At 69.1% G+C, this 20152-nt stretch carries 17 protein-coding genes; 12 read left to right on the top strand and 5 right to left on the bottom strand.

The window, feature by feature from the left end; translation table 11 throughout:
• Positions 1 to 15: 15 nt before the first annotated feature.
• A complete protein-coding gene (locus tag VRZ77_RS01665) occupies positions 16 to 495 on the bottom strand; it encodes a DUF1348 family protein (RefSeq protein WP_414590977.1) in 480 nt (159 codons plus the stop codon).
• Positions 496 to 729: 234 nt separating this feature from the next.
• Between VRZ77_RS01665 and VRZ77_RS01660 the strand changes: the two genes are divergently transcribed.
• Positions 730 to 1599: an oxidoreductase gene (locus tag VRZ77_RS01660; RefSeq protein WP_414590976.1), complete on the top strand. Its 870-nt coding sequence runs from the start codon at positions 730 to 732 to the stop codon at positions 1597 to 1599.
• 21 nt (positions 1600 to 1620) lie between these two features.
• Here the strand turns inward: VRZ77_RS01660 and VRZ77_RS01655 are convergent, their stop codons facing one another.
• The gene (locus VRZ77_RS01655) at positions 1621 to 2553 is read right to left on the bottom strand and encodes a LysR family transcriptional regulator (RefSeq protein ID WP_414590975.1); all 933 of its coding nucleotides are present in this window, start codon (positions 2551 to 2553) and stop codon (positions 1621 to 1623) included.
• Between the two features lie 276 nt (positions 2554 to 2829).
• On the opposite strand from VRZ77_RS01655, the gene VRZ77_RS01650 reads away from it, so the two are divergent.
• Both VRZ77_RS01650 and VRZ77_RS01645 read left to right on the top strand, forming a co-directional pair.
• On the top strand, positions 2830 to 3894 hold the full coding sequence (locus VRZ77_RS01650) for an NAD(P)-dependent alcohol dehydrogenase (protein WP_414590974.1): 1065 nt from the start codon (positions 2830 to 2832) through the stop codon (positions 3892 to 3894).
• 191 nt (positions 3895 to 4085) lie between these two features.
• A complete protein-coding gene (locus VRZ77_RS01645) occupies positions 4086 to 5951 on the top strand; it encodes a monovalent cation:proton antiporter-2 (CPA2) family protein (RefSeq protein WP_414590973.1) in 1866 nt (621 codons plus the stop codon).
• Positions 5952 to 5970: 19 nt separating this feature from the next.
• On the opposite strand, the gene VRZ77_RS01640 is transcribed toward VRZ77_RS01645, so the two are convergent.
• Positions 5971 to 6855 (bottom strand): NAD(P)-dependent oxidoreductase, encoded by an 885-nt coding sequence (locus VRZ77_RS01640; RefSeq protein ID WP_414590972.1) that lies wholly within the window; start codon positions 6853 to 6855, stop codon positions 5971 to 5973.
• Between the two features lie 301 nt (positions 6856 to 7156).
• Here VRZ77_RS01640 and VRZ77_RS01635 point away from each other — a divergent pair, with 301 nt between their 5' ends.
• The 9 genes from VRZ77_RS01635 (at position 7157) to VRZ77_RS01595 (ending at position 16370) form a co-directional block, all read left to right on the top strand.
• Positions 7157 to 7999 (top strand): SDR family NAD(P)-dependent oxidoreductase, encoded by an 843-nt coding sequence (locus VRZ77_RS01635; RefSeq protein WP_414590971.1) that lies wholly within the window; start codon positions 7157 to 7159, stop codon positions 7997 to 7999.
• 136 nt (positions 8000 to 8135) lie between these two features.
• Positions 8136 to 8825, top strand: a complete 690-nt coding sequence (locus tag VRZ77_RS01630) for a GntR family transcriptional regulator (protein ID WP_414590970.1) — start codon at positions 8136 to 8138, stop codon at positions 8823 to 8825.
• 45 nt (positions 8826 to 8870) lie between these two features.
• Positions 8871 to 9845, top strand: a complete 975-nt coding sequence (locus tag VRZ77_RS01625; protein WP_414590969.1) for a TRAP transporter substrate-binding protein — start codon at positions 8871 to 8873, stop codon at positions 9843 to 9845.
• Positions 9846 to 9906: 61 nt separating this feature from the next.
• Positions 9907 to 10407, top strand: a complete 501-nt coding sequence (locus tag VRZ77_RS01620) for a TRAP transporter small permease (RefSeq protein ID WP_414590968.1) — start codon at positions 9907 to 9909, stop codon at positions 10405 to 10407.
• The gene (locus tag VRZ77_RS01615; protein ID WP_414590967.1) at positions 10407 to 11684 is read left to right on the top strand and encodes a TRAP transporter large permease; all 1278 of its coding nucleotides are present in this window, start codon (positions 10407 to 10409) and stop codon (positions 11682 to 11684) included. The genes VRZ77_RS01620 and VRZ77_RS01615 overlap by 1 nt, the downstream gene beginning before the upstream one ends.
• 10 nt (positions 11685 to 11694) lie before the next feature.
• Entirely contained in the window at positions 11695 to 12765 is a 1071-nt protein-coding gene (locus VRZ77_RS01610) for an L-idonate 5-dehydrogenase (protein WP_414590966.1), read from the top strand.
• A 38-nt stretch (positions 12766 to 12803) separates the two neighbouring features.
• The gene (gene uxuA / locus VRZ77_RS01605) at positions 12804 to 14021 is read left to right on the top strand and encodes a mannonate dehydratase (protein ID WP_414590965.1); all 1218 of its coding nucleotides are present in this window, start codon (positions 12804 to 12806) and stop codon (positions 14019 to 14021) included.
• Entirely contained in the window at positions 14018 to 15487 is a 1470-nt protein-coding gene (locus VRZ77_RS01600) for a mannitol dehydrogenase family protein (protein WP_414590964.1), read from the top strand. The genes uxuA and VRZ77_RS01600 overlap by 4 nt, the downstream gene beginning before the upstream one ends.
• Before the next feature lie 4 nt (positions 15488 to 15491).
• On the top strand, positions 15492 to 16370 hold the full coding sequence (locus VRZ77_RS01595) for a sugar kinase (RefSeq protein ID WP_414590963.1): 879 nt from the start codon (positions 15492 to 15494) through the stop codon (positions 16368 to 16370).
• Here VRZ77_RS01595 and VRZ77_RS01590 read toward each other — a convergent pair.
• Both VRZ77_RS01590 and VRZ77_RS01585 read right to left on the bottom strand, forming a co-directional pair.
• Positions 16367 to 19012, bottom strand: a complete 2646-nt coding sequence (locus VRZ77_RS01590) for a DNA-binding protein (protein WP_414590962.1) — start codon at positions 19010 to 19012, stop codon at positions 16367 to 16369. The two genes, VRZ77_RS01595 and VRZ77_RS01590, sit on opposite strands and share 4 nt — an antisense overlap.
• Positions 19009 to 20133, bottom strand: coding sequence for a metallophosphoesterase family protein (locus VRZ77_RS01585; RefSeq protein WP_414590961.1), 1125 nt, complete (start codon positions 20131 to 20133; stop codon positions 19009 to 19011). Before VRZ77_RS01585 ends, VRZ77_RS01590 begins: the two co-directional genes overlap by 4 nt.
• Positions 20134 to 20152 lie beyond the last annotated feature (19 nt).

Here is a 20152-nt window from a genome sequence, read left to right as displayed (position 1 = left end):
CCGCAGCGAGCGCTCTCAGAAGCCGAAATCGCTGAGGCCGGGATGGTCGTCCGGGCGCCGGCCGAGCGGCCAGTGGAACCGGCGCTCGCTCTCGGCGATGGGGTGCTCGTTGATCGAGGCGAGCCGGTGGCGCATCAGGCCGGCCTCGTCGAACTCCCAGTTCTCATTGCCATAGGCACGGAACCAGTTGCCGCTGTCGTCGTGGTATTCATAGGCGAAGCGCACCGCGATGCGATTGCCGGTGAAGGCCCACAGTTCCTTGATCAGCCGGTAGTCCAGCTCACGCGCCCATTTGCGGGTGAGAAAGCCGACGATCGCCTCGCGACCAGTGACGAGTTCCGCGCGATTGCGCCACACGCTGTCGGGCGTGTAGGCCAGCGAGACCTTGGCGGGATCGCGGCTGTTCCAGCCGTCTTCGGCAAGGCGAACCTTCTGCCGGGCGGTCTCTTCGGTGAAGGGCGGCAGCGGCGGGCGGGTTGCGGCAGGCGCGGACATGAAATCTCTCCTCGACGGACATAAGGCGGCAGAAAGCCGCCGCCACCGGACGCGGCGGCGGGCATCGCGATCATAGGCACGCCGCCCGCCATGCGTCTTTTCCATCCGCACACCCTGCCGGGCGCCGCAATCTGAAGCAGCGCTTACAATGGCATCCAGCAAGCGCGGGCTAATCGCGGCGGCGGCCGGCGCCTAGATGGGAACGCAGGCGAACGCCCTTCAGGAGAACGCGCTATGTCCCAGCCCACATCCCACCCCAAGCTCTTCTTCATCACCGGCGTCAGCACCGGCTTCGGCCGCGCCTTCGCGCAGGGCGCGCTGGACGCCGGCCATCGCGTGGTCGGCACGCTGCGCAAGCCGGCGGATGTCGCGCCGTTCGAGGCGCTCGCGCCCGGCCGCGCCACCGGCATCATCCTCGACGTCACCGACACGCCCGCCATCGCCCCGGCGGTCGCGCGCATCGAGGCCGAGATCGGGCCGATCGACGTGCTGGTCAACAATGCCGGCTACGGCCATGAGGGCGTGGTCGAGGAAACCAGCCTCGACGAACTGCGCCGGCAGTTCGAGGTGAACGTCTACGGCCCGGTCGCGGTCATTCAGGCGGTGCTGCCCCATATGCGCGCCCGCCGCGCCGGCCACATCGTCAACGTCACCTCGATGGGCGGCATCATCACCCTGCCGGGGCTCGGCATCTATCACGGCAGCAAGTTCGCGCTCGAAGGCATCTCCGAGGCGCTCGGCAAGGAGGTGAAGGACCTCGGCATCCACGTCACCGCCATCGAGCCGGGCTCGTTCCGCACCGACTGGGCCGGCCGCTCCATGGTCCGCGTCGAGCGCGCGATCGCCGATTACGATCCGGTGTTCGAGCCGTGGCGCCAGCGCCGGCAGGGCTATAACGGCAAGCAGCCGGGCAATCCGGCCAAGGCGGCGCAGGTGCTGCTCCAACTCGTCGAGGCGAAGAACCCGCCCGCCCATCTGCTGCTTGGCAGCGATGCGGTGAAGCTGGTCGGCGAGAAGCTCGCCGCGCTGCAGAACGAACTGGCCGAGTGGCGGGACGTATCGCTCTCCACCGATTTCGACCCGGCCGACGACGCGGCGGCGTGAACGGGTGTCCCCTCGCGCGGGCTACCGGACCACCCGGTCGACCCGCGTGAGGGGCACGGCGGGCCGGTGCGTGCGCAGGAAATCGATCAGCGCCCGAAGCTTGAGCGGCACGCGGCGCCGGTCGGGGTAATACAGGGTGAACCCGTTCATCGGCGGGCTCCACTCCTCCAGCAGGCGCACCAGCCGGCCGTCCTCGACGAAGCGTTCGATATAGCCGCTGATCATGTAGGCGATGCCGAGGCCATCCAGCGCCGCCTGCATCTGCGCCACGGAATCGTTGACGATGAGCCGGCCGCGCACGGCGAGCTCCAGGCTTTCCCCGCCACGCTCGAACGCCCAGCGTTCGACCTGCCCGTTGGTCAGATGGCGGAAGCCGATGCACTGGTGCCCGAGCAGGTCGCTCGGGTGCTCCGGCACGCCGTGCCGCGCGAGATAGCCGGGCGCGGCGACCACATGAGCGGCGATGGGCGGGCCGATCTTCACCGCCACCATGTCCTTTTCCACCAGATCGCCGTAGCGGATGCCGGCGTCGAAGCCGGCGGCCACGATGTCGACCAGCCGGTTGTCGATCGCGATCTCGACGTCGACGCCCGGATAGGCTTCGAGGAAATCGCGCAGCACCGGCTCCAGCGCGATCATGAAGCCGGCCCGCGGAACGTTCAGCCGCAGCAGCCCGGCCGGCACGCCGTCGGCGTCGCCGATCTCCTGCGCGGCGGAGAGCAATTCGCGCAGCGAGGGCGCCACCCGGGCCAGATAAAGCGTGCCGACCTCGGTGAGGCTGACGCTGCGCGTGGTGCGGTTGAACAGCACGACGCCGAGCCGGGCTTCCAGATTGCGGATCGACTGGCTGACCGCCGAGGGCGACACGCCAAGCCGCACCGCCGCCGAGGAGAAGCTCTGATGCTCCGCCACGGCGAGGAACGTCACCAGACCGTCAAGCGGATCATGTGCCATTAGAACCCTTGGGGACGTGGGAGGATTGGCAATTATGTCGATAAGCGCGGCAATCGCCTTTTGATTTGCCGGAAATTCCGCAAAATCCATTATCACAACGCCGCGAGCGAGGGATACCACCGGGCAGCGGATCGCCGATCATGACGTCCGGTTTCTAAGCCTGTCGTGCAAGCTGGCGATTAACGCCGTGGCCGCCACAGGCTAAAACAAGGCTCCCGTCTCCGGGCCGCTCCTTTCATCCGATACGGATCGCACACCCTTTCGAGGAAGAACGCCATGCTTGCCAAGGCCTTTGCCGCCCAGTCGGCCACCACGCCGCTCGGCCCGTTTTCCATCGACCGCGCCGCCCCCGGCGCGAAGGATGTCGCCATCGACATCCTGTATTGCGGGGTCTGCCATTCCGACCTTCACGCCGCCCGCAGCGAATGGCCGGGCATGACCTATCCGCTGGTGCCGGGCCATGAGATCGTCGGCCGCGTCCGCGCGGTGGGCGGCGAGGTCTCGCGATTCTCCGTCGGCGATCTCGTCGGCGTCGGCTGCATGGTGGGAAGCTGCCGCCACTGCATCGCCTGCGATGACGGGCTGGAGCAATATTGCGAAGGCCCGCACGGCTTCACCCAGACTTATGGCGGCGCAGTGCGCGGCGGCCTGCCGAACACCTTCGGCGGCTATTCCGAGGCCATCACGGTGGACGAGCATTTCGTGCTGAAGGTCCGCCATGGCGAGAAGGATCTCGCCGCCGTGGCGCCGCTGCTGTGCGCGGGCATCACCACCTGGTCGCCGCTGCGCCACTGGAAGGTGGGCCCCGGCAAGAAGGTCGGCATCGTCGGCATTGGCGGGTTGGGTCATATGGGCGTGAAGCTCGCCCATGCCCTTGGCGCACAGGTCGTGGCCTTCACCACCTCGCCCTCCAAGCATGCCGAGGCACTGCGGCTCGGCGCCGACCTCGCGGTGACCTCGACCAATCCGGACGAGATGGCGGCCCATGCGGGCTCGTTCGACTTCATCCTCAACACGGTGGCGGCCTCGCATAACCTCGACGCCTTCACCACGCTGCTGAAGCGCGACGGCACGCTCACGCTGGTCGGCGTGCCCGAGCATCCCCACCCCTCGCCCTCGGTGTTCCCGCTGGTGTTCGGCCGGCGCGCCATTGCCGGCTCGCTCATCGGTGGCATCGCCGAGACGCAGGAAATGCTCGATTTCTGCGCCGAGCACGGCATCACCGCCGACATCGAGATGATCGCGATGCAGGACATCGAGGCCGCCTTCGGGCGCATGGTGAAGAGCGACGTGAAGTACCGCTTCGTCATCGACATGGAGACGCTGCGCAAGGCGGCCTGAGCCGGCCGCATAGCCCCTCGCCGCGGCGGCGGTCCCGCCGCGGGGGACGGAGCGCCCAGAGGAAACCATCGCCCGATTGACCGCGCGGCGATTTCCCCGCAGCCTGCCGGCCGCTCACTCGCGCGCGACAGAACCGGCGGCGCCCGTCCCCGCCGGCCCGCTGCGCGCCACCCGGACCGGAGAAGACCTGCATGGCCGTTGACGCCGCCACCGACGCCGCCGCCCATGCCGTCGCCCATACCGCCGAGGCTGCCGCCCATGGCGGCTTCGACATCTTCCCGATCGTCGCCCTGCTCGGCGCGGCGATCATTGCCGTGCCGCTGTTCAAGCGCCTCGGCCTCGGCTCGGTGCTCGGCTATCTGGCCGCCGGCCTCGCCATCGGCCCCTACGGGCTCGGCCTGTTCTCCGATCCGCAGTCGATCCTGCATGTCGCCGAGCTCGGCGTGGTGATGTTCCTGTTCGTGATCGGGCTGGAAATGCAGCCCTCGCGGCTGTGGTCGATGCGCGGGGAAATCTTCGGGCTCGGCCTCGTCCAGGTGGCGCTGTGCATCGGCCTGCTCACCTGCGTCGGCCTCGCGCTGGGCTACCCGGTGCCGGTGAGCTTCGTCGCGGGCACCGGCTTCGTGCTCACCTCCACCGCGATCGTGATGCAGATGCTGGAGGAACGCCGCGCGCTCGCCACCCCGCCGGGCCGGCGCATCGTCGCCATCCTGCTGCTGGAGGACCTCGCCATCGTGCCGCTGCTGGCGCTCGTGGTGTTTCTCGCGCCGGGCGGCGGCGAGGTGACGCTCGGCGAACGCCTGACCTCGGTCGCCATCGGCCTCGCCTCGATCGCGGCGCTGATCCTCGCCGGGCGCTACCTGCTCGACCCGATGTTCCGCATCCTCGGCAAGTCCAAGGCGCGCGAGGTGATGACGGCGGCGGCGCTGTTCGTGGTGCTCGGCGCCGCGCTCGCCATGCAGCTCGGCGGGCTCTCCATGGCCATGGGCGCCTTCCTCGCCGGCGTGCTGCTCTCGGAAAGCTCGTTCCGCCACCAGCTCGAAGCCGATATCGAGCCGTTCCGCGGCATCCTGCTCGGCCTGTTCTTCCTCGGCGTCGGCATGGCGCTGGACCTTGGCGTGATCGTCGGCAACTGGCAGCTGATCGCCCTCGCCGTCGTCTCCTACATGGTGCTGAAGTTCATCGGCATCTACGTCGTCGCCCGCCTGTTCCACGCCGGCCACCGCGAGGCGATCGAGCGGGCGGTGCTGATGGCGCAGGGCGGCGAGTTCGCCTTCGTGCTCTACGCCGCCGCCACCTCGGTCGGCATCATCGACGCCGAGGCCAACGCCACGCTGGCGGCCACCATCATCGTCTCGATGGCGCTGACGCCGCTGATGATCATCGCCCATGACCGGCTGATGCCGCCGGCCGCGCCCTCGCTGGATGGCGTGGAGGCCGCCGAAGGCCTGTCGGCCAGCGTGCTGGTCATCGGCTCGGGCCGCTTCGGCCAGATCGTCAGCCAGCCACTGATCGCGCAGGGCTGCTCGATCTCGCTGATCGAGACCGACCCCGATCTCATCCGCGTTTCCCGCGATTTCGGCTTCAAGGTGCATTATGGCGACGGCACCCGGCTCGACATCCTTCATGCCGCCGGTGCCCATGAGGCCCGCATGATCGTCGTCGCCGTCGACGACAAGCAGGCGGCGCTCAAGATCACCGAGCTGGTGAAGGCCGAGTTCCCGCTGGTGCCGGTGCTGGTGCGCGCCTTCGACCGCGAGCACGCGCTTGAGATCGTGCATGCCGGCGCGGATTTCCAGATCCGCGAAACCTTCGAATCCGCCCTCAAAATGGGGGAGAAAGCGCTGGAGTTGATGGATGTCGAGGAGGAGGAGCGCGCGGAGGTGATCGCCGACATCCGCCGCCGCGACGCGGAACGCTTCGCGCTGGAGCTGACCGGCGGCCTCTACGACGCCTCGGCGCGCAAGCTGATCCACGGCAATGCGCCGCTGATCCCGCCCAAGCCGGCCAAGGCACAGCTCGGGGTTCAGGCCAGCCCGGCCGCCGACCCGGCGTGACGCTAGGCGGGCAGGCGCCTCACCCCACGCCGTTCGCCCGCGCCACGAAGTCCGGCAGCAGGCACACATAGTCCTCATCCCCGTCGCCGCCGGTCGCCACCGCCTGGGCATAGGCGTTCTTCACCATGCTGGCGATCGGGGTGGCGCACCGCGCCGCATTGCCCATGGCCTCGACGTAGCGCAGGTCCTTATAGGCGTTGGAGAGCGTGAACTTGTGCGAGTTGCGGTTGCCTTCCAGCACATAGCCCATGAAGGTCTGGTAGAAGCCGCAATCCATGCGCCCGCCGCGGATCACCTCGTCGACCTGCGCCACCGTGAGGCCGGACTTGCGCGCGATCGCCAGCGCCTCGGAATAGAGCGCGCCATAGCCGAGCGCGAGGAAGTTGTTGATCAGCTTGATGCGGTGGCCGTCTCCCACCCCGCCGACATGGACGATCCGCGCCGTCCACGGCTCGAAGACCGGCTTCAGCCGCGCGAACACCGCCTCGCTCGCCCCCACCATGGCGTGAAGCTCACCGGCCTCGGCCTGCGCCGGCGTGCCGCCGAGCGGGGAATCGCAATAATCGACGCCGCGCGCCGCGAGCCGTTCCGCGAGTTGCACGGTCACCACCGGATCGGAGGTCGAGCAGTCGACGATTACCGTCCCCGGCCGGAGAGCGGCCTCCATCTCGCCGATCACCGCCTCGACGGCGACCGCATCGGTGAGGCACAGGAACACAACGGACGAGGCCGCCGCCAGCGACGCCGCCGAGTCGGCCTCGCGCGCGCCCCGGCTCACCAGATCCTCCACCGGCGCGCGGTTGCGCCGCCCGACGACCGTCATCGGGTAGCCCGCCTTCAGAAGGTTGGCGGCAATGCCATGCCCCATCAGCCCAACGCCGACAAATCCGATATTTTCCGTCACGTCCCTACCTCGTCTCTCATCGCTTCTGCGGCTGCAATACGTATCCGGCACCGGGAATCCGGGGACCTCGGCTGCCTGATCCTCGCCGGCTGAAATTGTGTAAACGCGCCTTGTTAAACGTTTTCTCACCGCAACGCCACAAGCCGCTGACGACGTCAGGTAAGTCCGGTTCATCATCCGTGCGGACATGGCTTCGTTGCACCTAACGTCACGGCCCGGCTTTAGTCCGGCGACACTAGCGTTTGCGTCGGCGCGACATCACATCGAACCATCCATCGCCGATGAAGAGTGAGGAACCCCGATGACCCATCCCGCCATCGTCAAGGACCGCGTCGCCGTCGTCACCGGCGGCGCCAGCGGCATCGGCCTCGCCGCCGCGCGCCGTTTTGGAGCGGCCGGCATGAAGGTGCTGGTGGTCGACCGCCCCGGCGCCGCGCTGGATGAGGCGGTCGCGCGGCTGGTGGCGGAAGGCATCGCGGCCACCGCTGCGCCGGCCGATCTCCGCGACCGCGCCCAGCTCGCCGCCGTGAAGGCGCAGGCGGACCGGCTCGGCCCCGTGGGCGTGCTGATGCTCAATGCCGGCCGCGAGGGCGGGGGCGGCCTTCTCGCCGGCGAGGAGGTGTGGCGCGCCACGCTGGAGACCAATCTCTGGGGCGTGCTGCACGGCCTGCAACTGTTCCTGCCGGACTTGCTCGCCTCCGGCCTGCCTGGCGCGGTGGTGGTCACCGGCTCCAAGCAGGGCATCACCCTGCCGCCCGGAGACACCGCCTACAACGTCTCGAAAGCCGCGCTGAAGGCGCTCACCGAGTCGCTCTCGCATGATCTCGTGAAGGCGACCGGCGGCCGCGTCACCGCCCATCTGCTGATTCCCGGCTTCACCTATACCGGCTTCACCCGCGCCAAGGGCGTGGAGGAGAAGCCGGCCGGCGCGTGGACGCCCGATCAGGTCGTTGAGCGGCTGGACGAGGAAATGGCGCGCGGCACGTTCTACATCCTGTGCCCCGACAATGAGGTCGACCGCGCCACCGACCTCAAACGCATGCGCTGGGCCGCTGCCGACATCGTGGAGAATCGTCCGGCGCTGTCGCGCTGGCATCCCGACTACGCCGACGCCTTCGCCACCTACATGCGCGACGGCGGCTAGGCGCGGGCACCGGGCCGACGCTCCGAACGGCGCGCCGGCCCGGCCATCGGCGACGCCCCCCAAGAGCGCTTTCCCGCGCCCTCTTGACTTGTATGGTAGTATGCAAGAGGGTGCGCGCCGGGAAGGAAACAACATCATGCAGCTCGCCAGGCTGGATGCCGCCACATTGCAGACGATGCGCGTCAGCGTCGTCGATCAGCTTTATTCCGCCTTGCGCGCGGCGATCATCGACAATGATCTGAGCCCCGGCTCGCGGATTTCCGAAGCCGAGATCGCCCAGCATTACGGCGTGAGCCGCCAGCCGGTCCGCGAGGCCTTCATCAAGCTCGCCAATGAGGGCCTGCTCGAAGTGCGCCCGCAGCGCGGCACCTTCGTCGCCAAGATTTCCCTTTCCGCCGTCATGGATGCCCGCTTCGTGCGCGAGGCGGTCGAGGCCGATATCGTGAAGCTGCTGGCGCAGGACGCCGCGCCCGCGCTCATCGCGGATCTGCGCGGCCAGCTCACGCGCCAGCGCGGGATCATCGGCGGCTCGGCCCGCGACTTCATGGAAGCGGACGAGGCGTTCCATCACACCCTCGCCGCTGGCGCCGGCAAGGCCAATGCCTGGCGCGTCATCGTCGAGATGAAGGCGCAGATGGACCGCGTGCGCTTCCTGTCCAGCATGCACTTCTCGGTCGCGCGCCTTGTCGACCAGCACACCGAACTCGTCGAGGCCATTGCCGCCGGCGATGCCGGGCGCGCCGAGCAGACCATCCGCGCGCATCTCAAGGGCATCCTGAAGGACCTCCCGGTCATCGAGCAGGAACACCCCGAGTTTTTTCGCTAGCCCTCCGGGTCGTCCCGGAAACGTCAGAACAACGAGGAGGAGACAATGATTGTGAACAAGCTGACACGCCTTGCGGCGACCTGCGCCGCCATCGCGCTTCTCGCCGGCCCCGCCATGGCCGACGTGACCCTGAAGCTCGGCCACCTCGCGAATGAGGACAACATCTGGCACAAGGCCGCGGTGAAGTTCGGCGAGGAAGTCGCCGCGCTCTCCGACGGCCGGGTCAAAGTCCAGATCTATCCCAACGAGTCGCTCGGTAAGGAAATCGACCTCATCAACGGCATGCAGCTCGGCACCGCCGACATGACCATCACCGGTGAGAGCCTGCAGAACTGGGCGCCCAAGGCCGCGCTGCTGGCGCTGCCCTACGGCTACCGCTCGCTGGAGCACATGGACCAGGTCGCGTCCGGCGAGATCGGCAAGCAGATCGAGGCAGAGATCATCGAGAAGGCCAGCGTGCGCCCGCTGACCTATTTCGCGCGCGGCCCGCGCAACCTCTCCGCCAACAAGGAGATCAAGACCCCGGCCGAGCTGAACGGCTTCAAGCTGCGCGTGCCGAACGTGCCGGTCTTCGTCGCCGCCTGGCAGGCCATGGGTGCCAACCCGACCCCGATGGCGTTCTCCGAGGTCTTCACCTCGCTGCAGAACGGCACCATCAACGGTCAGGAAAACCCGCTGGCGCTGTTCAAGTCCGGCGGCTTCTACGAGGTGCAGAAGGTCATCAACAAGACCGAGCATGTCCGGTCCTGGATCTACCTCGTGATTTCCGAGCGCACCTGGAACAAGCTGTCCGACGCCGACAAGGCCGCCGTGACCGAAGCCGCCAAGCGCACCCAGGCCTATGAGCGCCAGCTCTTCCTGGCCGACGAGGCCGCGCTGGTCGCGGATCTCGAATCAAAGGGCGTCAAGTTCGTCGATGTCGATCAGGCCGCCTTCGCCGCCAAGGCCAAGGATGCGGTTCTCAAGTCGGTGCCCGCCGATATCCGCCCGCTGGCCGAACAGATCTTCAGCTCCAACTGACCCGCATCGAACCTGCCGGCCTGCGTGACGCGGCCGGCGGGTTCCTCGCGCGGAGGTACCCATGTCTCAGCTTTTCAAGGGCATCGAGGGGCTTTGCCGCCTCATGATACTGGCCGTTTTCCTGCTGCTGGCCGGCTCGGTTCTGCTTCAGGTCTTCGCGCGAACCTTCCTCCCCTCGGCCCCGGTCTGGACCGAGGAACTGACGCGCTTCTGCCTCATCTATATCGGCGCGCTCGGCGCCGGCATGGCGCTGCGCAGCGGCGATCTGGTGAATGTCGACCTGCTGTGCGAAAGCCTTCCCGGTCGCCTGCCCTGGCTGCTGCGCCTGCTGTGCGCGCTGATCACGGCCGGCTTCGCCATCACGCTGCTGGCCGCCAGCTGGGACTTCACCGCCATTGGCGTTCGCCAGACCGCCCCCTCGCTGGGCTGGCGCATGGATTTCCTCCACGCCTCGATGCTGGTGCTGTTCGTCACCCTCGCGCTGTGGGCGCTGCTGCGCGTCTTCGAAATGATCACCGGCCGCCATAGCGGCCACCCGATTCCGACGTCAGGGGACGAGTGATGGGCCTCACGCTGCTTCTTTGCACATTTGTCGTCGGGCTGGCGATCGGCCTGCCGGTGGCGGTCACGCTCGGCCTGTCCTCGATGGTCTATCTGCTGTTCGCCGATATCCCGCTCGTGGTGATCCCGCAGAAGATGTACGCCGGCATGGACAGCTTCGTGCTGCTCTGCATTCCCGGCTTCATCCTCGCCGGCAATCTGATGAATTCCGGCGGCATCACGGAGCGCATCATCCGGTTCGCCAATGCGCTGGTCGGCTGGATGCGCGGCGGCCTCGCCCAGGCCAACATCGCCGCCTCGATGCTGTTCGGCGGCATTTCCGGCACGGCGGTGGCCGATGTCGCCTCGGTCGGCGGCATGATGATCCCCGGCATGAAGAAGGTCGGCTACCCCGCCGCGTTCTCGGCGGCGGTGACGGCAGCTTCGTCCACGGTCGGCCCCATGATCCCGCCAAGCGTGCCCATGATTATCGTCGGCTCGCTCTCGGGGCTGTCGGTCGGCAAGCTTTTCCTCGCCGGCGCGGTCCCGGGAGTCCTGATGGGCTTCGCCATGATGGTGACCACCTATTTTCTCGCGAAGAAGCACGACTTCCCCCGCGAGCCGTGGAAGGGCCTGCGCGAGCTGTTCTTCTCCTTCGCCGGCGCGATCTGGGCGATCGCGATGACCGCGCTCATCGTCGGCGGCCTGCTGATCGGCGTCACCACGCCGACCGAGACCGCGGTGGTGGCCTGCCTGTATGCGGCAATTGTCGGCCTGTTCGTCTACCGCGAACTGCCGGTCTCGAAGATTCCCAAGATCATCATCGACAGCGCCATTAGCTCGGCCGGCATCCTGGTTCTGGTCGGCACGGCGAACGTGTTCGGCTGGATCCTGGTCGCCGAGCGCATCCCGCAGATGCTGGCCGACACGGTGCTGTCGATCACCGACAACAAGTTCCTGGTCATCCTGCTCATCAACATCCTGCTGCTGTTCGTGGGCATGTTCATGGAGACCATCGCGGCCCTCATCATCCTGTTCGTGCCGCTGATGACACTGGCGGGTGCGGTCGGCATCGAACCGCTGCATTTCGCGTGCTTCGCGGTGCTGAACCTGATGATCGGTCTGACCACCCCGCCGGTCGGCGTGTGCCTGTTCGTCGCCTCGAACATTGCCCGGATGCCGCTCTCCCCGGTCATCCGCGCCATCGTGCCCTACATCATCACCAACATCATCGTGCTGCTGATGGTCAGCTATTTCGCCCCGCTGGCGACCTGGCTGCCGAACCTGATGCTGCCCTGAGGAACGATCGATGAGCGAGACTCAAGACATTCGCGTCGTCCTGCTCAACGGACAGGACGATCTGAAGATCGAAACCCGCGCCCTCGCCGAGCCGGGCGCCGGCGAGGTTCGCGTCGCCATTCTCGCGGGCGGCATCTGCGGCTCGGACCTGCATTACTGGCTGGAAGGCGGGATCGGCACCATCCGCGTGCGCGAGCCCATCATTCTCGGCCATGAAGCCGCCGGGCGTATCGCGGCGATCGGTCCCTCGGTGGAGGGGCTGAAAATCGGCCAGCTCGTTGCGGTGAACCCGTCCCATCCGTGCGGGGAATGCGAATTCTGCCGCAACGGCCTGCCGCGCCACTGCACCCATATGCGGTTCAAGGGCTCGGCCATGTACCTGCCCCATGAACAGGGCATGTTCCGCGATCAGCTGGTGATCGGCGCCGGCCAGTGCTTCCCGATGCCCGAGGAAATCTCCCCGGGCGCCGCGGCCTGCAGCGAGCCGCTGGCGGTATGCCTGCACGCCGCCAATCGCGGCGAGGCGGTCTCCGGCAGCCTGAAGGGCAAGACCGTGCTGGTCACCGGCGCCGGTCCCATCGGCGCGCTGTGTGTCGCGGTCGCGCGCCAGCGCGGTGCCGCCGAGATCATCGTCACCGACATCCAGGACGCGACGCTCGATGTCGCCCTGCGCATGGGCGCCGATCATGCCGTCAACACCGCCCGCACGCCCGAGGGACTCGCGCGCTGGCAGGAGGGCAAGGGCAAGGTTGATCTCGTGTTCGAGTGCTCCGCCGCCGCCGCCGCGATCCGCGATGCGGTGAGCGTGCTGCGCCCGCTCGGCACGCTGGTGCAGGTCGGCGTCGCCGGACCGACGCCGATGCCGTTGAACGTCATGGTCGGCAAGGAGATCGTGTTCGTCGGCTCCCAGCGCTTCGACGTTGAATTCGCCGAGGCCGCCCGGTTGATCGGCACCGGCGCGATCGACCCGCGCCCCATGATCACCGGCACCTATCCCATCACTGAAGCGCTCGCCGCCTTCCGCGCCGCTTCGGACCGCTCCAGCTCCGTCAAGGTACAGCTCTCCTTCGCGGCGAGCTGAGCGGTGCAACGACCTGACGAATTCGGAAAGACCGTTTCATGAAACAAACCTGGCGCTGGTTCGGCCCTAAGGATCTGGTATCGATCGACGACATGCTGCAGGCGGATGTGGAGGGCGTGGTCTCCGCGCTCCACCACGTCCCGACCGGCGCGGTCTGGTCGCCCGAGGACATCGCCCGCCGTCAGGCCGTGATCGGCACCATGACGGACGGCGCGCCCTCCGGCCTGAAATGGGACGTGGTGGAGAGCCTCCCGGTCTCCGAGGACATCAAGCGCCAGTCCGGCCCGTGGCGCGAGCACATTGCCAACTGGAAGACCTCGATGCGCCACCTGCGCGCCGCTGGCATCGAGGTGATCTGCTACAATTTCATGCCGATCCTCGACTGGACGCGCACCGACCTTTCCTATCGCCTGCCGAACGGCGCGACCTGCATGCGTTTCGACGCCATCGACTTCGCCGCCTTCGACCTGTTCCTGCTGGAGCGGGCCGGCGCGAAGGAGAGCTACGCGCCCGACATCATGGAAAAAGCCCGCGAGCGCTTCGCCGGCATGTCGGATGCCCGCAAGGCCGAGTTGTCCGGCAATGTCGTGTTCGGCCTGCCCGGCGCAGCCGAAGCCATGTCGATGGACGATGTGAAGACCCACCTCGCCCATTACGACAAGATTTCGCCCGAGCGGTTGCGCCAGCACCTCGTCGATTTCCTCGCCGAGGTCAGCCCGCTGGCGGAAGAAATCGGCATGCGGCTGTGCTGCCATCCCGACGACCCACCGTTCCCGCTGCTCGGCCTGCCGCGCATCATGTCGACCGAGGCCGATTACCGCGCGGTGATCGAGGCCGTCGACATCCCGGCGAACGGCATAACGCTGTGCACCGGCTCGCTGGGCGCGCGCGCCGACAACGACCTTCCGGGCATGATGGACCGGCTCGGCGGGCGGGTGCATTTCCTGCATCTGCGCAATGTCGCGCTGGAGGAGCGCCATCTCGGCGGCTCGTTCCACGAGGCGGCCCATCTTCAGGGCAATACCGACATGGTGGCCATGATCGCCTCGATCCTCGCCGAGGAGGCGCGCCGCAAGGCCGCCGGCCGGCCGGACTGGAACATCCCGTTCCGCCCCGACCACGGCCAGAACATCCTCGACGACCTCAATCGTGGCGGCCAGCCGGGCTATCCGGCCATCGGACGGCTCAAGGGGCTGGCCGAGCTGCGCGGAATCATGACCGCGCTCGCCCATCCGCGCGCCGGCGCCGCGCAATGAACCGACTGGCCGCGACGTCCTTCGCCGCCGGTGAGGCGCAGTGGCCGCGCTACCGGCCGGAAGAGCACCGGGCCGGGATCGTGCATCTCGGCCTCGGCAATTTCGCCAAGGCGCATCTGCTGGCCTATACCGACGAGGTGCTGTCGGCGAAGGGCGGCGACTGGCGGGTGATCGGCGTCTCGCTGCGCGGCACCGCCGTCGCCGAGGCACTGAACCCGCAGGATGGGCGCTACACGCTGATCACGCGCGGCGCTGAGACCAGCGCTCGCATCATCGGCGCGCTGAAATATGTCGTCGCCGGCGCGCGCACCGCGAGTTGCGCGCTGTCCGCCATGACCCGCCCGGCCTGCCGGATCGTCTCGATCACCGTGACCGAGAAGGGCTATGGCATCACCAGCGATGGCCATCTCGACCGCGCGCATCCCGCCATTGCCGCGGATCTTTCCCACCCCGACGCCCCGCTCGGCGTGATCGGGCTGATCGTCGAGGCCCTGCGCCAGCGGCGGGCGGCGGGCATCGCGCCCTTCACCGTGCTGAGCTGCGACAACCTCTCCCATAACGGCGCCAAGCTGCGCCGCGCGGTGCTGGACTTCGCGACGCAGATCCATGACGCCGACTTTGCCGGCTGGATCGAGGCGCAGGTGCGCTTTCCCTCCACCATGGTCGACCGCATCACCCCGGCATCGACGGCAGAAACCTTCGCCACCGCGAAGGAGCTGACCGGCCATGAGGATCTTGCGGCCGTCGAGACCGAGCCGTTCCGCCAGTGGGTCATCGAGGACGATTTCGGGGCCGGACGCCCGGAATGGGAGCTGGCCGGCGCCGTGTTCGTGAGCGATGTCGGCCCCTATGAGCAGATGAAGCTGCGCATGCTCAACGGAGCCCATTCGATGCTGGCCTATAGCGGCCAGCTCTCGGGCAAGACCTATGTCCGCGACGTGATGGCAGACCCGGCCCATGCCGCGCTGGTACGCCGCCATCTCGCGGCGGCGGCCGCGACCGTGCGCGGACTCGCTCTGGATCTCGGCGCATATGCGGAAGCGCTGGCGGAGCGCTTCTCCAATCCCGCAATTGCTCATGCCACCGCACAGATCGCCATGGACGGCACGCAGAAGCTGCCGCCGCGCATCACCGCCACCGCACTGGATGCGCTGGAGACCGGCACGCCGACGCGCGCCTTCGCCTTCGCGCTGGCGAGCTGGGTGGCCTATGTCGCCCGCCGAAGCGCCGACGGCGCGCCGATTCTGACCGATGATCCGCGCGCGCAGGCCCTGCTGGCCGCGGCCAGCGGCGCGCGCAATGCCGCGGCATTGCTCCCCGCCCTCGCCGCCGCCTGCCCCGACATCCTGCCCGAGCGTCTGATGGCGGGCGATTTCGGCCGCACGCTGTCGGAACTGACCAACGCCATGCTGCGCGAGGGCATGCCGGCCGTGATCGCGCGCGAAGCCGCATCTGGCGAGGTGTGAGGCGATGCATTTCCTGTCGATTGGCGAGGCCATGCTGGAGCTGTCCGAGCAGGCCCCGCTCTGGGCGATGAATGTCGCCGGAGACACGCTCAACACGGCCTGGCACCTGAAGCGCCTCGCTGGCGACGCCGCTGACATCGCCTATTTCACCGCGCTCGGCACCGATCCTTTTTCGGCGCGGATCGAGGATTTCATCGCGCAGGCCGGGCTGGTCACGCGGTTCATCCGCCATGAGCCCACACGCGGCCCCGGGCTCTATGCCATCTCGCTGCGCCATGGCGAGCGCAGCTTCACCTATTGGCGCGATCGCTCCGCCGCGAAGCTGCTGGCGGATGAAGCGGCGGCGCTCGACGCCGCGCTCGGCTGGGCCGACATCGCCTATGTCAGCGGCATCACGCTCGCCATCCTCGCTCCCGAGGCGCGCGAACGGCTGATCGCGGCGCTGCAATCGGCCCGCGCGCGGGGCGTCAAGGTGGCGTTCGATCCCAACATCCGGCCCCGCCTCTGGGAGGACGCCGACACGATGCGCGCCGTGATCATGCGCGCGGCCGGCGTCGCGGACATCGTGCTGCCGAGCTTCGAGGACGAGGCGCAGCATTTCGGCGATGCGAGCCTTGAAGCCTGCGCGGTGCGCTACGGCGCGCAGGCGGGGCGCGAGGTGGTGGTGAAGAATGGCGGCCGCGACGTGTTGCTGGCGGTTGAGGGCAGGCTGATCCCCCATGCGCTGGTCCCGGTCGAGCCGGTCGACACCACGGGCGCGGGCGATGCCTTCAATGCCGGCTGGCTCGCCGCAAGGCTGCAAGGCCTGTCGCCCGAGGCGAGCGTCGAGCGCGCGCATGCGCTGGCGGTGCACGTCATCTCGCGCAAGGGCGCGCTGGTCTAAAGCCCCGCCGGCTGCCACGGCTCCATGCGCAGCACCTGCCCGCCAAGCTTGGAGAAGGCGCGCTGGCGGCAGGAGAACACGATGATCTGCTGGTCCAGCGACTGGCGGTGCAGCGCCTCGAACATGCGCTCGATGCGGTCGTCGTCGGAATAGACCAGCGCGTCGTCGAGGATCACCGGCGCCGGCCGCCCGCCCTGCGCCAGCAGCCGGGCGAAGGCGAGACGGGTGAGCACGGAAAGCTGCTCGCGCATGCCCCCGCTCAGCCGGTCGATCTCCTCGTCCTGCCCGTTGCGGCGGATGGTGTGCGGCAGCAGGGTCTTCTCGTCGAACACGATGGAGACATCGTCGAACAGCATGCCGAGCAGCGGGCGCAACTCGCCGATCACCGGCTGGAGATAGAGGTCGCGCGCGGCCGCGCGGGCTTCCGAAAGCGTGCTCGCGAGCTTGTTCAGCAGCGCCACTTCGGCCTCGAAGGCCGCGACCCGCTTTGACGCCGCCTCCAGCGCCTCGGCGGCCTCGCGCCAGGCTTCCTCCACCGCGTCGTCGGAGCGGGTGCGGATCTCGGCATACAGGCCGGCGAGTTCGAGCTGGAGCCGCTCCTGCTGCTGGCGCGCCGCCTCCTCGGCGGAGGTGGCGCGGCGCAGCACCGCCTCAGCAGACTGAAGATCCGGCGCGCCGGCGAGAAGCTGCGCCGCCGCCGCGTCCCGCTCTCGCAGCGTTGTCGCAAGGGCCTCATGGCTCGCGGCCAGCCGCGCCTCCTGCGCCGGCCGCGTCTCGTCCGGCCCCAAGCCAGCGTCCAGCCGCTCGCATTCGGCCTTCAGGGTAAGATAGGCGGTCTCGGCGGCGGTGACCGCTTCGCCGGCATGGCGATGCAGCGGCTCGACCTCGGCCGCGGCGTTGCGCGCGGCCTGAACGCTGCGGTCCGCCGCCTCACGGGCCTGCCGGGCCTGCTCCGGGTCGCCGGCAAGATCAACCGCCTCCTCGGCCGATTTGGGGGCGAGTGCGGCGCGGCGCGCCACGTCCTCGCGCAGTCCTGCAAGCCCCTCGGGCGCGAGATGGCGCAGGTCCAGCCGTAACAGCTCCAGTGCGGCGGAGGCGTCGCGCGCTCGCGCCTCGCGACGCCGGGCCTCGGACAGGTCCGCGACGCCGAGCGCGGCGAGCCGGTCGCGCAGCCGCGCCTGCGCCGCCTCCAGCCGGCCGTCGCCGGCCTCGGGCCGGTTGGCGCGCAGCGTCAGCGTGCCGAGCCCGGCAATGGTGAGGCGCGCGCGGTCGGAAACCGGGCGCGGCTCGCCCGGCGGCAGCAGCGCGCCGTCGATCAGCACCGGGGTCGCGACGCCCGGCTCATAATCCAGCAGCACCGAGGGCAGGCCGGCCTCGCGCGCGGCCCGCAGCGCCACGATGTCGTTTTCAAGCGTCTGGAGGGCCTCGACCGCCCCGGCCGGCACCGCGATCAGCGCCAGCGCCGCTTCGGCCGCCTCCACCTCGCCCCGCTTGGCTTCGGCGCGGGCGAGACGCTCGCGCAGCGCCTCGATCTCCTGCGCCGCCCGGCGGGCCAGCAGCGCGGCGTCGAGCCGGGCCACCCGCGCGCGGGCGGCGGCCTCCTCGGCTTCCGCCACGCGGGTCTGCGCCATCGCCTCGTCGATCGCCCGCGCCGCCTCGGCGCGCCGGGCCAGTGCAAGCGTCCGCCGCTCCTGCGCGCTCCGCAGCTCGGTGCGCGCCACAGCGCTGCGATGGAGCGCCTCGCGAAAGGCGGCGAGCTCGCGCGCGGCGGCCTCCGCCTGATTGCGCGCCAGCCCGGCCTGCGCCTGCGCCGCCTTCAGCCGCTCGGCATGGCTTTTGGCGTGATCGAGCGCGGCGCGGGCCTTCACGACCGCCTCGCGGCGCGCGGCCTGCTCGTCGGGATCGCTCAATTCGGTCAGTTCGCGCTGCAGCCGCGCGCGCCGGTCGAGCGCCTCCCGCAGGATCGCGACCTCGCCGGCGAGCCGCTTCTCGGCTTCCGCCAAGGCATTACGGCGTTCAAGCGCTTCCGCATAAGGGCCGTTCGCCTTCGGCCGCCCGCCCGCAGTGACCAGAACCGACAATTCGTCCTGGCAGGCCGCCATGATGTCGGACATGCGCCGCCCGCCGGTCACCGCCTCGACCTCGCCCTGCACCGAGGAGAGGAGGCTCTCGCGCACCTGCCGCTCCTCGTCCTCCTCCTTGCGCGCGCGGTCGCCGAGGCCGGTGATGCCCTGCCTCACCCACAGCAGGCCGGCGGGCCCGGCGGTGCCGCCGCGGATCAGCCCGGCGATGAAGCGCTCGGCCTCGTCGGCCTGCGCGATCAGCCGGCCGTCATCGAGGCGCTCGACCGTGGCGCGGCGCCCGCCGAGGAACTGTTTGGTGAGCCGGAAGCGTCCCTCCGGCACCACGATGTCGGCCTCGACCATCGGGTTGCCGCCGCTATAGGGCTGGAGCCGCTTGACCTCGCTTCGCGCGGAGGTGTGCGGCTGGAAGAACAGCGCGTGCAGCGCCTCGAAGCTGGTCGACTTGCCATATTCATTGGCCGCGCACAGCACGTTCACGCCGTCGCCGATGTTCTCGATGGCGACGCCCCGGCGCGCGAAGCGCTTCACATTGTACAGCCGCAGCGCCGCGATCTTCATGAGGCGATCTTCTGGCAATAGGAGAACAGCCGCACCAGCGCGGCGCGGGCCACCTCGCGCTCGGCAGCGGAGGCGGCGGCATCGAGGCTCGCGGCGTGCAGCCGCTCCGCCGCCTCGCGCAGCGCGCCGGCGCGGTCGATCAGGTCGAGGTCGCCGGCCTCGCAATCCGTCGCGAGCGCGGCAACATCGAGTTCCAGCAGCGCGAATTCGGGCGCGGCGTGCTCGACCGCGCCCGCCAGCGCGGTGCGGGCCGCGAGACTGGCGCGGCCGGTTGCGGCGATGCGCAGAAGCTGCTGCCGGCGCTCCGCCCCCGGCGGCAGCAATTCGGCGAGGCGCGCGGGGCCGTCATCCTGCGGCAGCAGATGCAGCGGCACGGTGCGCCACAGGAAGCTGCCGGTGATGAGCGGCGTTACCTGCGGCGGTGCGCCGGGGCCGGGCAGGTTCACCAGCAGCGCCTGCCCCGGCCGATCATGCTTGAAACGGTCCGGTTCGGGCGTGCCGCTGTAATGGGTGCGCGCGTCGATCGCCATCGCGCCATGCCAGTCGCCGAGCGCGAGATAGTCGAGCCCCGCGCGGGCAGCCCGGTCCGGCGCGATGATGCCGGAGGCGCCGCCCTCTTCCGCAAAGTCATGGATCGCGGCATGGGCGAGGCCGAGGCGCAGCGTGCCTTCGGGCGTCGCCGCGCCGTCCATCCATTGGGTGAGGTCGCGGCCGGGGCGACGGGTGGTACACGGGGCCGGCAGCAGCGCGACGCCCGGCGCCAGCTCGCACACCGCCGCTTCGGTCACCAGCCGGACATTGGCCGGCCGGCCGTCGGCGAGCGCGCTCCAGAGCTGCGACGCCTGCAGCGAATCGTGATTGCCCGGCAGCAGCACCCAGTCGAGCGGCGCGTGATGCGCCATCTCCGCCAGCGCCTGCCGCCGGGTCTCCGGGCTCGGGGTCTCGGTGTCGAAACTGTCGCCCGCCAGCAGGATCGCAGAGGCGCCCTGCGCACGGGCATGGTCCGCCAGACGGCGCAGCACGGTGTGGCGCGCCTCCTTCAGCCGGCCGCGCAACTCCTCCGGCATGTTGCCGTAGCGCTTGCCCAGATGAAGGTCGCCGGAATGGATGAAGCGGAACATGCCCCTTCATAGCGCAGGA

This window comes from Ancylobacter sp. G4_0304 (assembly GCF_047501495.1).
Lineage (GTDB): Bacteria > Pseudomonadota > Alphaproteobacteria > Rhizobiales > Xanthobacteraceae > Ancylobacter.
Note: the sequence above shows the minus strand (reverse complement) of the source record. Positions and strands in the feature narration are given on the sequence as shown.

Bases quoted from the DNA above. Each gene is read 5' to 3' on its own strand.
- VRZ77_RS01615 (WP_414590967.1), top strand. From the start codon at position 10,407: ATGGGCCTCACGCTGCTTCTTTGCACATTTGTCGTCGGGCTGGCGATC.
- VRZ77_RS01650 (WP_414590974.1), top strand. From the start codon at position 2,830: ATGCTTGCCAAGGCCTTTGCCGCCCAGTCGGCCACCACGCCGCTCGGC.
- VRZ77_RS01620 (WP_414590968.1), top strand. From the start codon at position 9,907: ATGTCTCAGCTTTTCAAGGGCATCGAGGGGCTTTGCCGCCTCATGATA.
- VRZ77_RS01655 (WP_414590975.1), bottom strand. From the start codon at position 2,553: ATGGCACATGATCCGCTTGACGGTCTGGTGACGTTCCTCGCCGTGGCG.
- VRZ77_RS01645 (WP_414590973.1), top strand. From the start codon at position 4,086: ATGGCCGTTGACGCCGCCACCGACGCCGCCGCCCATGCCGTCGCCCAT.
- VRZ77_RS01595 (WP_414590963.1), top strand. From the start codon at position 15,492: ATGCATTTCCTGTCGATTGGCGAGGCCATGCTGGAGCTGTCCGAGCAG.
- VRZ77_RS01630 (WP_414590970.1), top strand. From the start codon at position 8,136: ATGCAGCTCGCCAGGCTGGATGCCGCCACATTGCAGACGATGCGCGTC.
- VRZ77_RS01585 (WP_414590961.1), bottom strand. From the start codon at position 20,133: ATGTTCCGCTTCATCCATTCCGGCGACCTTCATCTGGGCAAGCGCTAC.
- VRZ77_RS01660 (WP_414590976.1), top strand. From the start codon at position 730: ATGTCCCAGCCCACATCCCACCCCAAGCTCTTCTTCATCACCGGCGTC.
- uxuA (WP_414590965.1), top strand. From the start codon at position 12,804: ATGAAACAAACCTGGCGCTGGTTCGGCCCTAAGGATCTGGTATCGATC.
- VRZ77_RS01600 (WP_414590964.1), top strand. From the start codon at position 14,018: ATGAACCGACTGGCCGCGACGTCCTTCGCCGCCGGTGAGGCGCAGTGG.
- VRZ77_RS01665 (WP_414590977.1), bottom strand. From the start codon at position 495: ATGTCCGCGCCTGCCGCAACCCGCCCGCCGCTGCCGCCCTTCACCGAA.
- VRZ77_RS01635 (WP_414590971.1), top strand. From the start codon at position 7,157: ATGACCCATCCCGCCATCGTCAAGGACCGCGTCGCCGTCGTCACCGGC.
- VRZ77_RS01625 (WP_414590969.1), top strand. From the start codon at position 8,871: ATGATTGTGAACAAGCTGACACGCCTTGCGGCGACCTGCGCCGCCATC.
- VRZ77_RS01610 (WP_414590966.1), top strand. From the start codon at position 11,695: ATGAGCGAGACTCAAGACATTCGCGTCGTCCTGCTCAACGGACAGGAC.
- VRZ77_RS01590 (WP_414590962.1), bottom strand. From the start codon at position 19,012: ATGAAGATCGCGGCGCTGCGGCTGTACAATGTGAAGCGCTTCGCGCGC.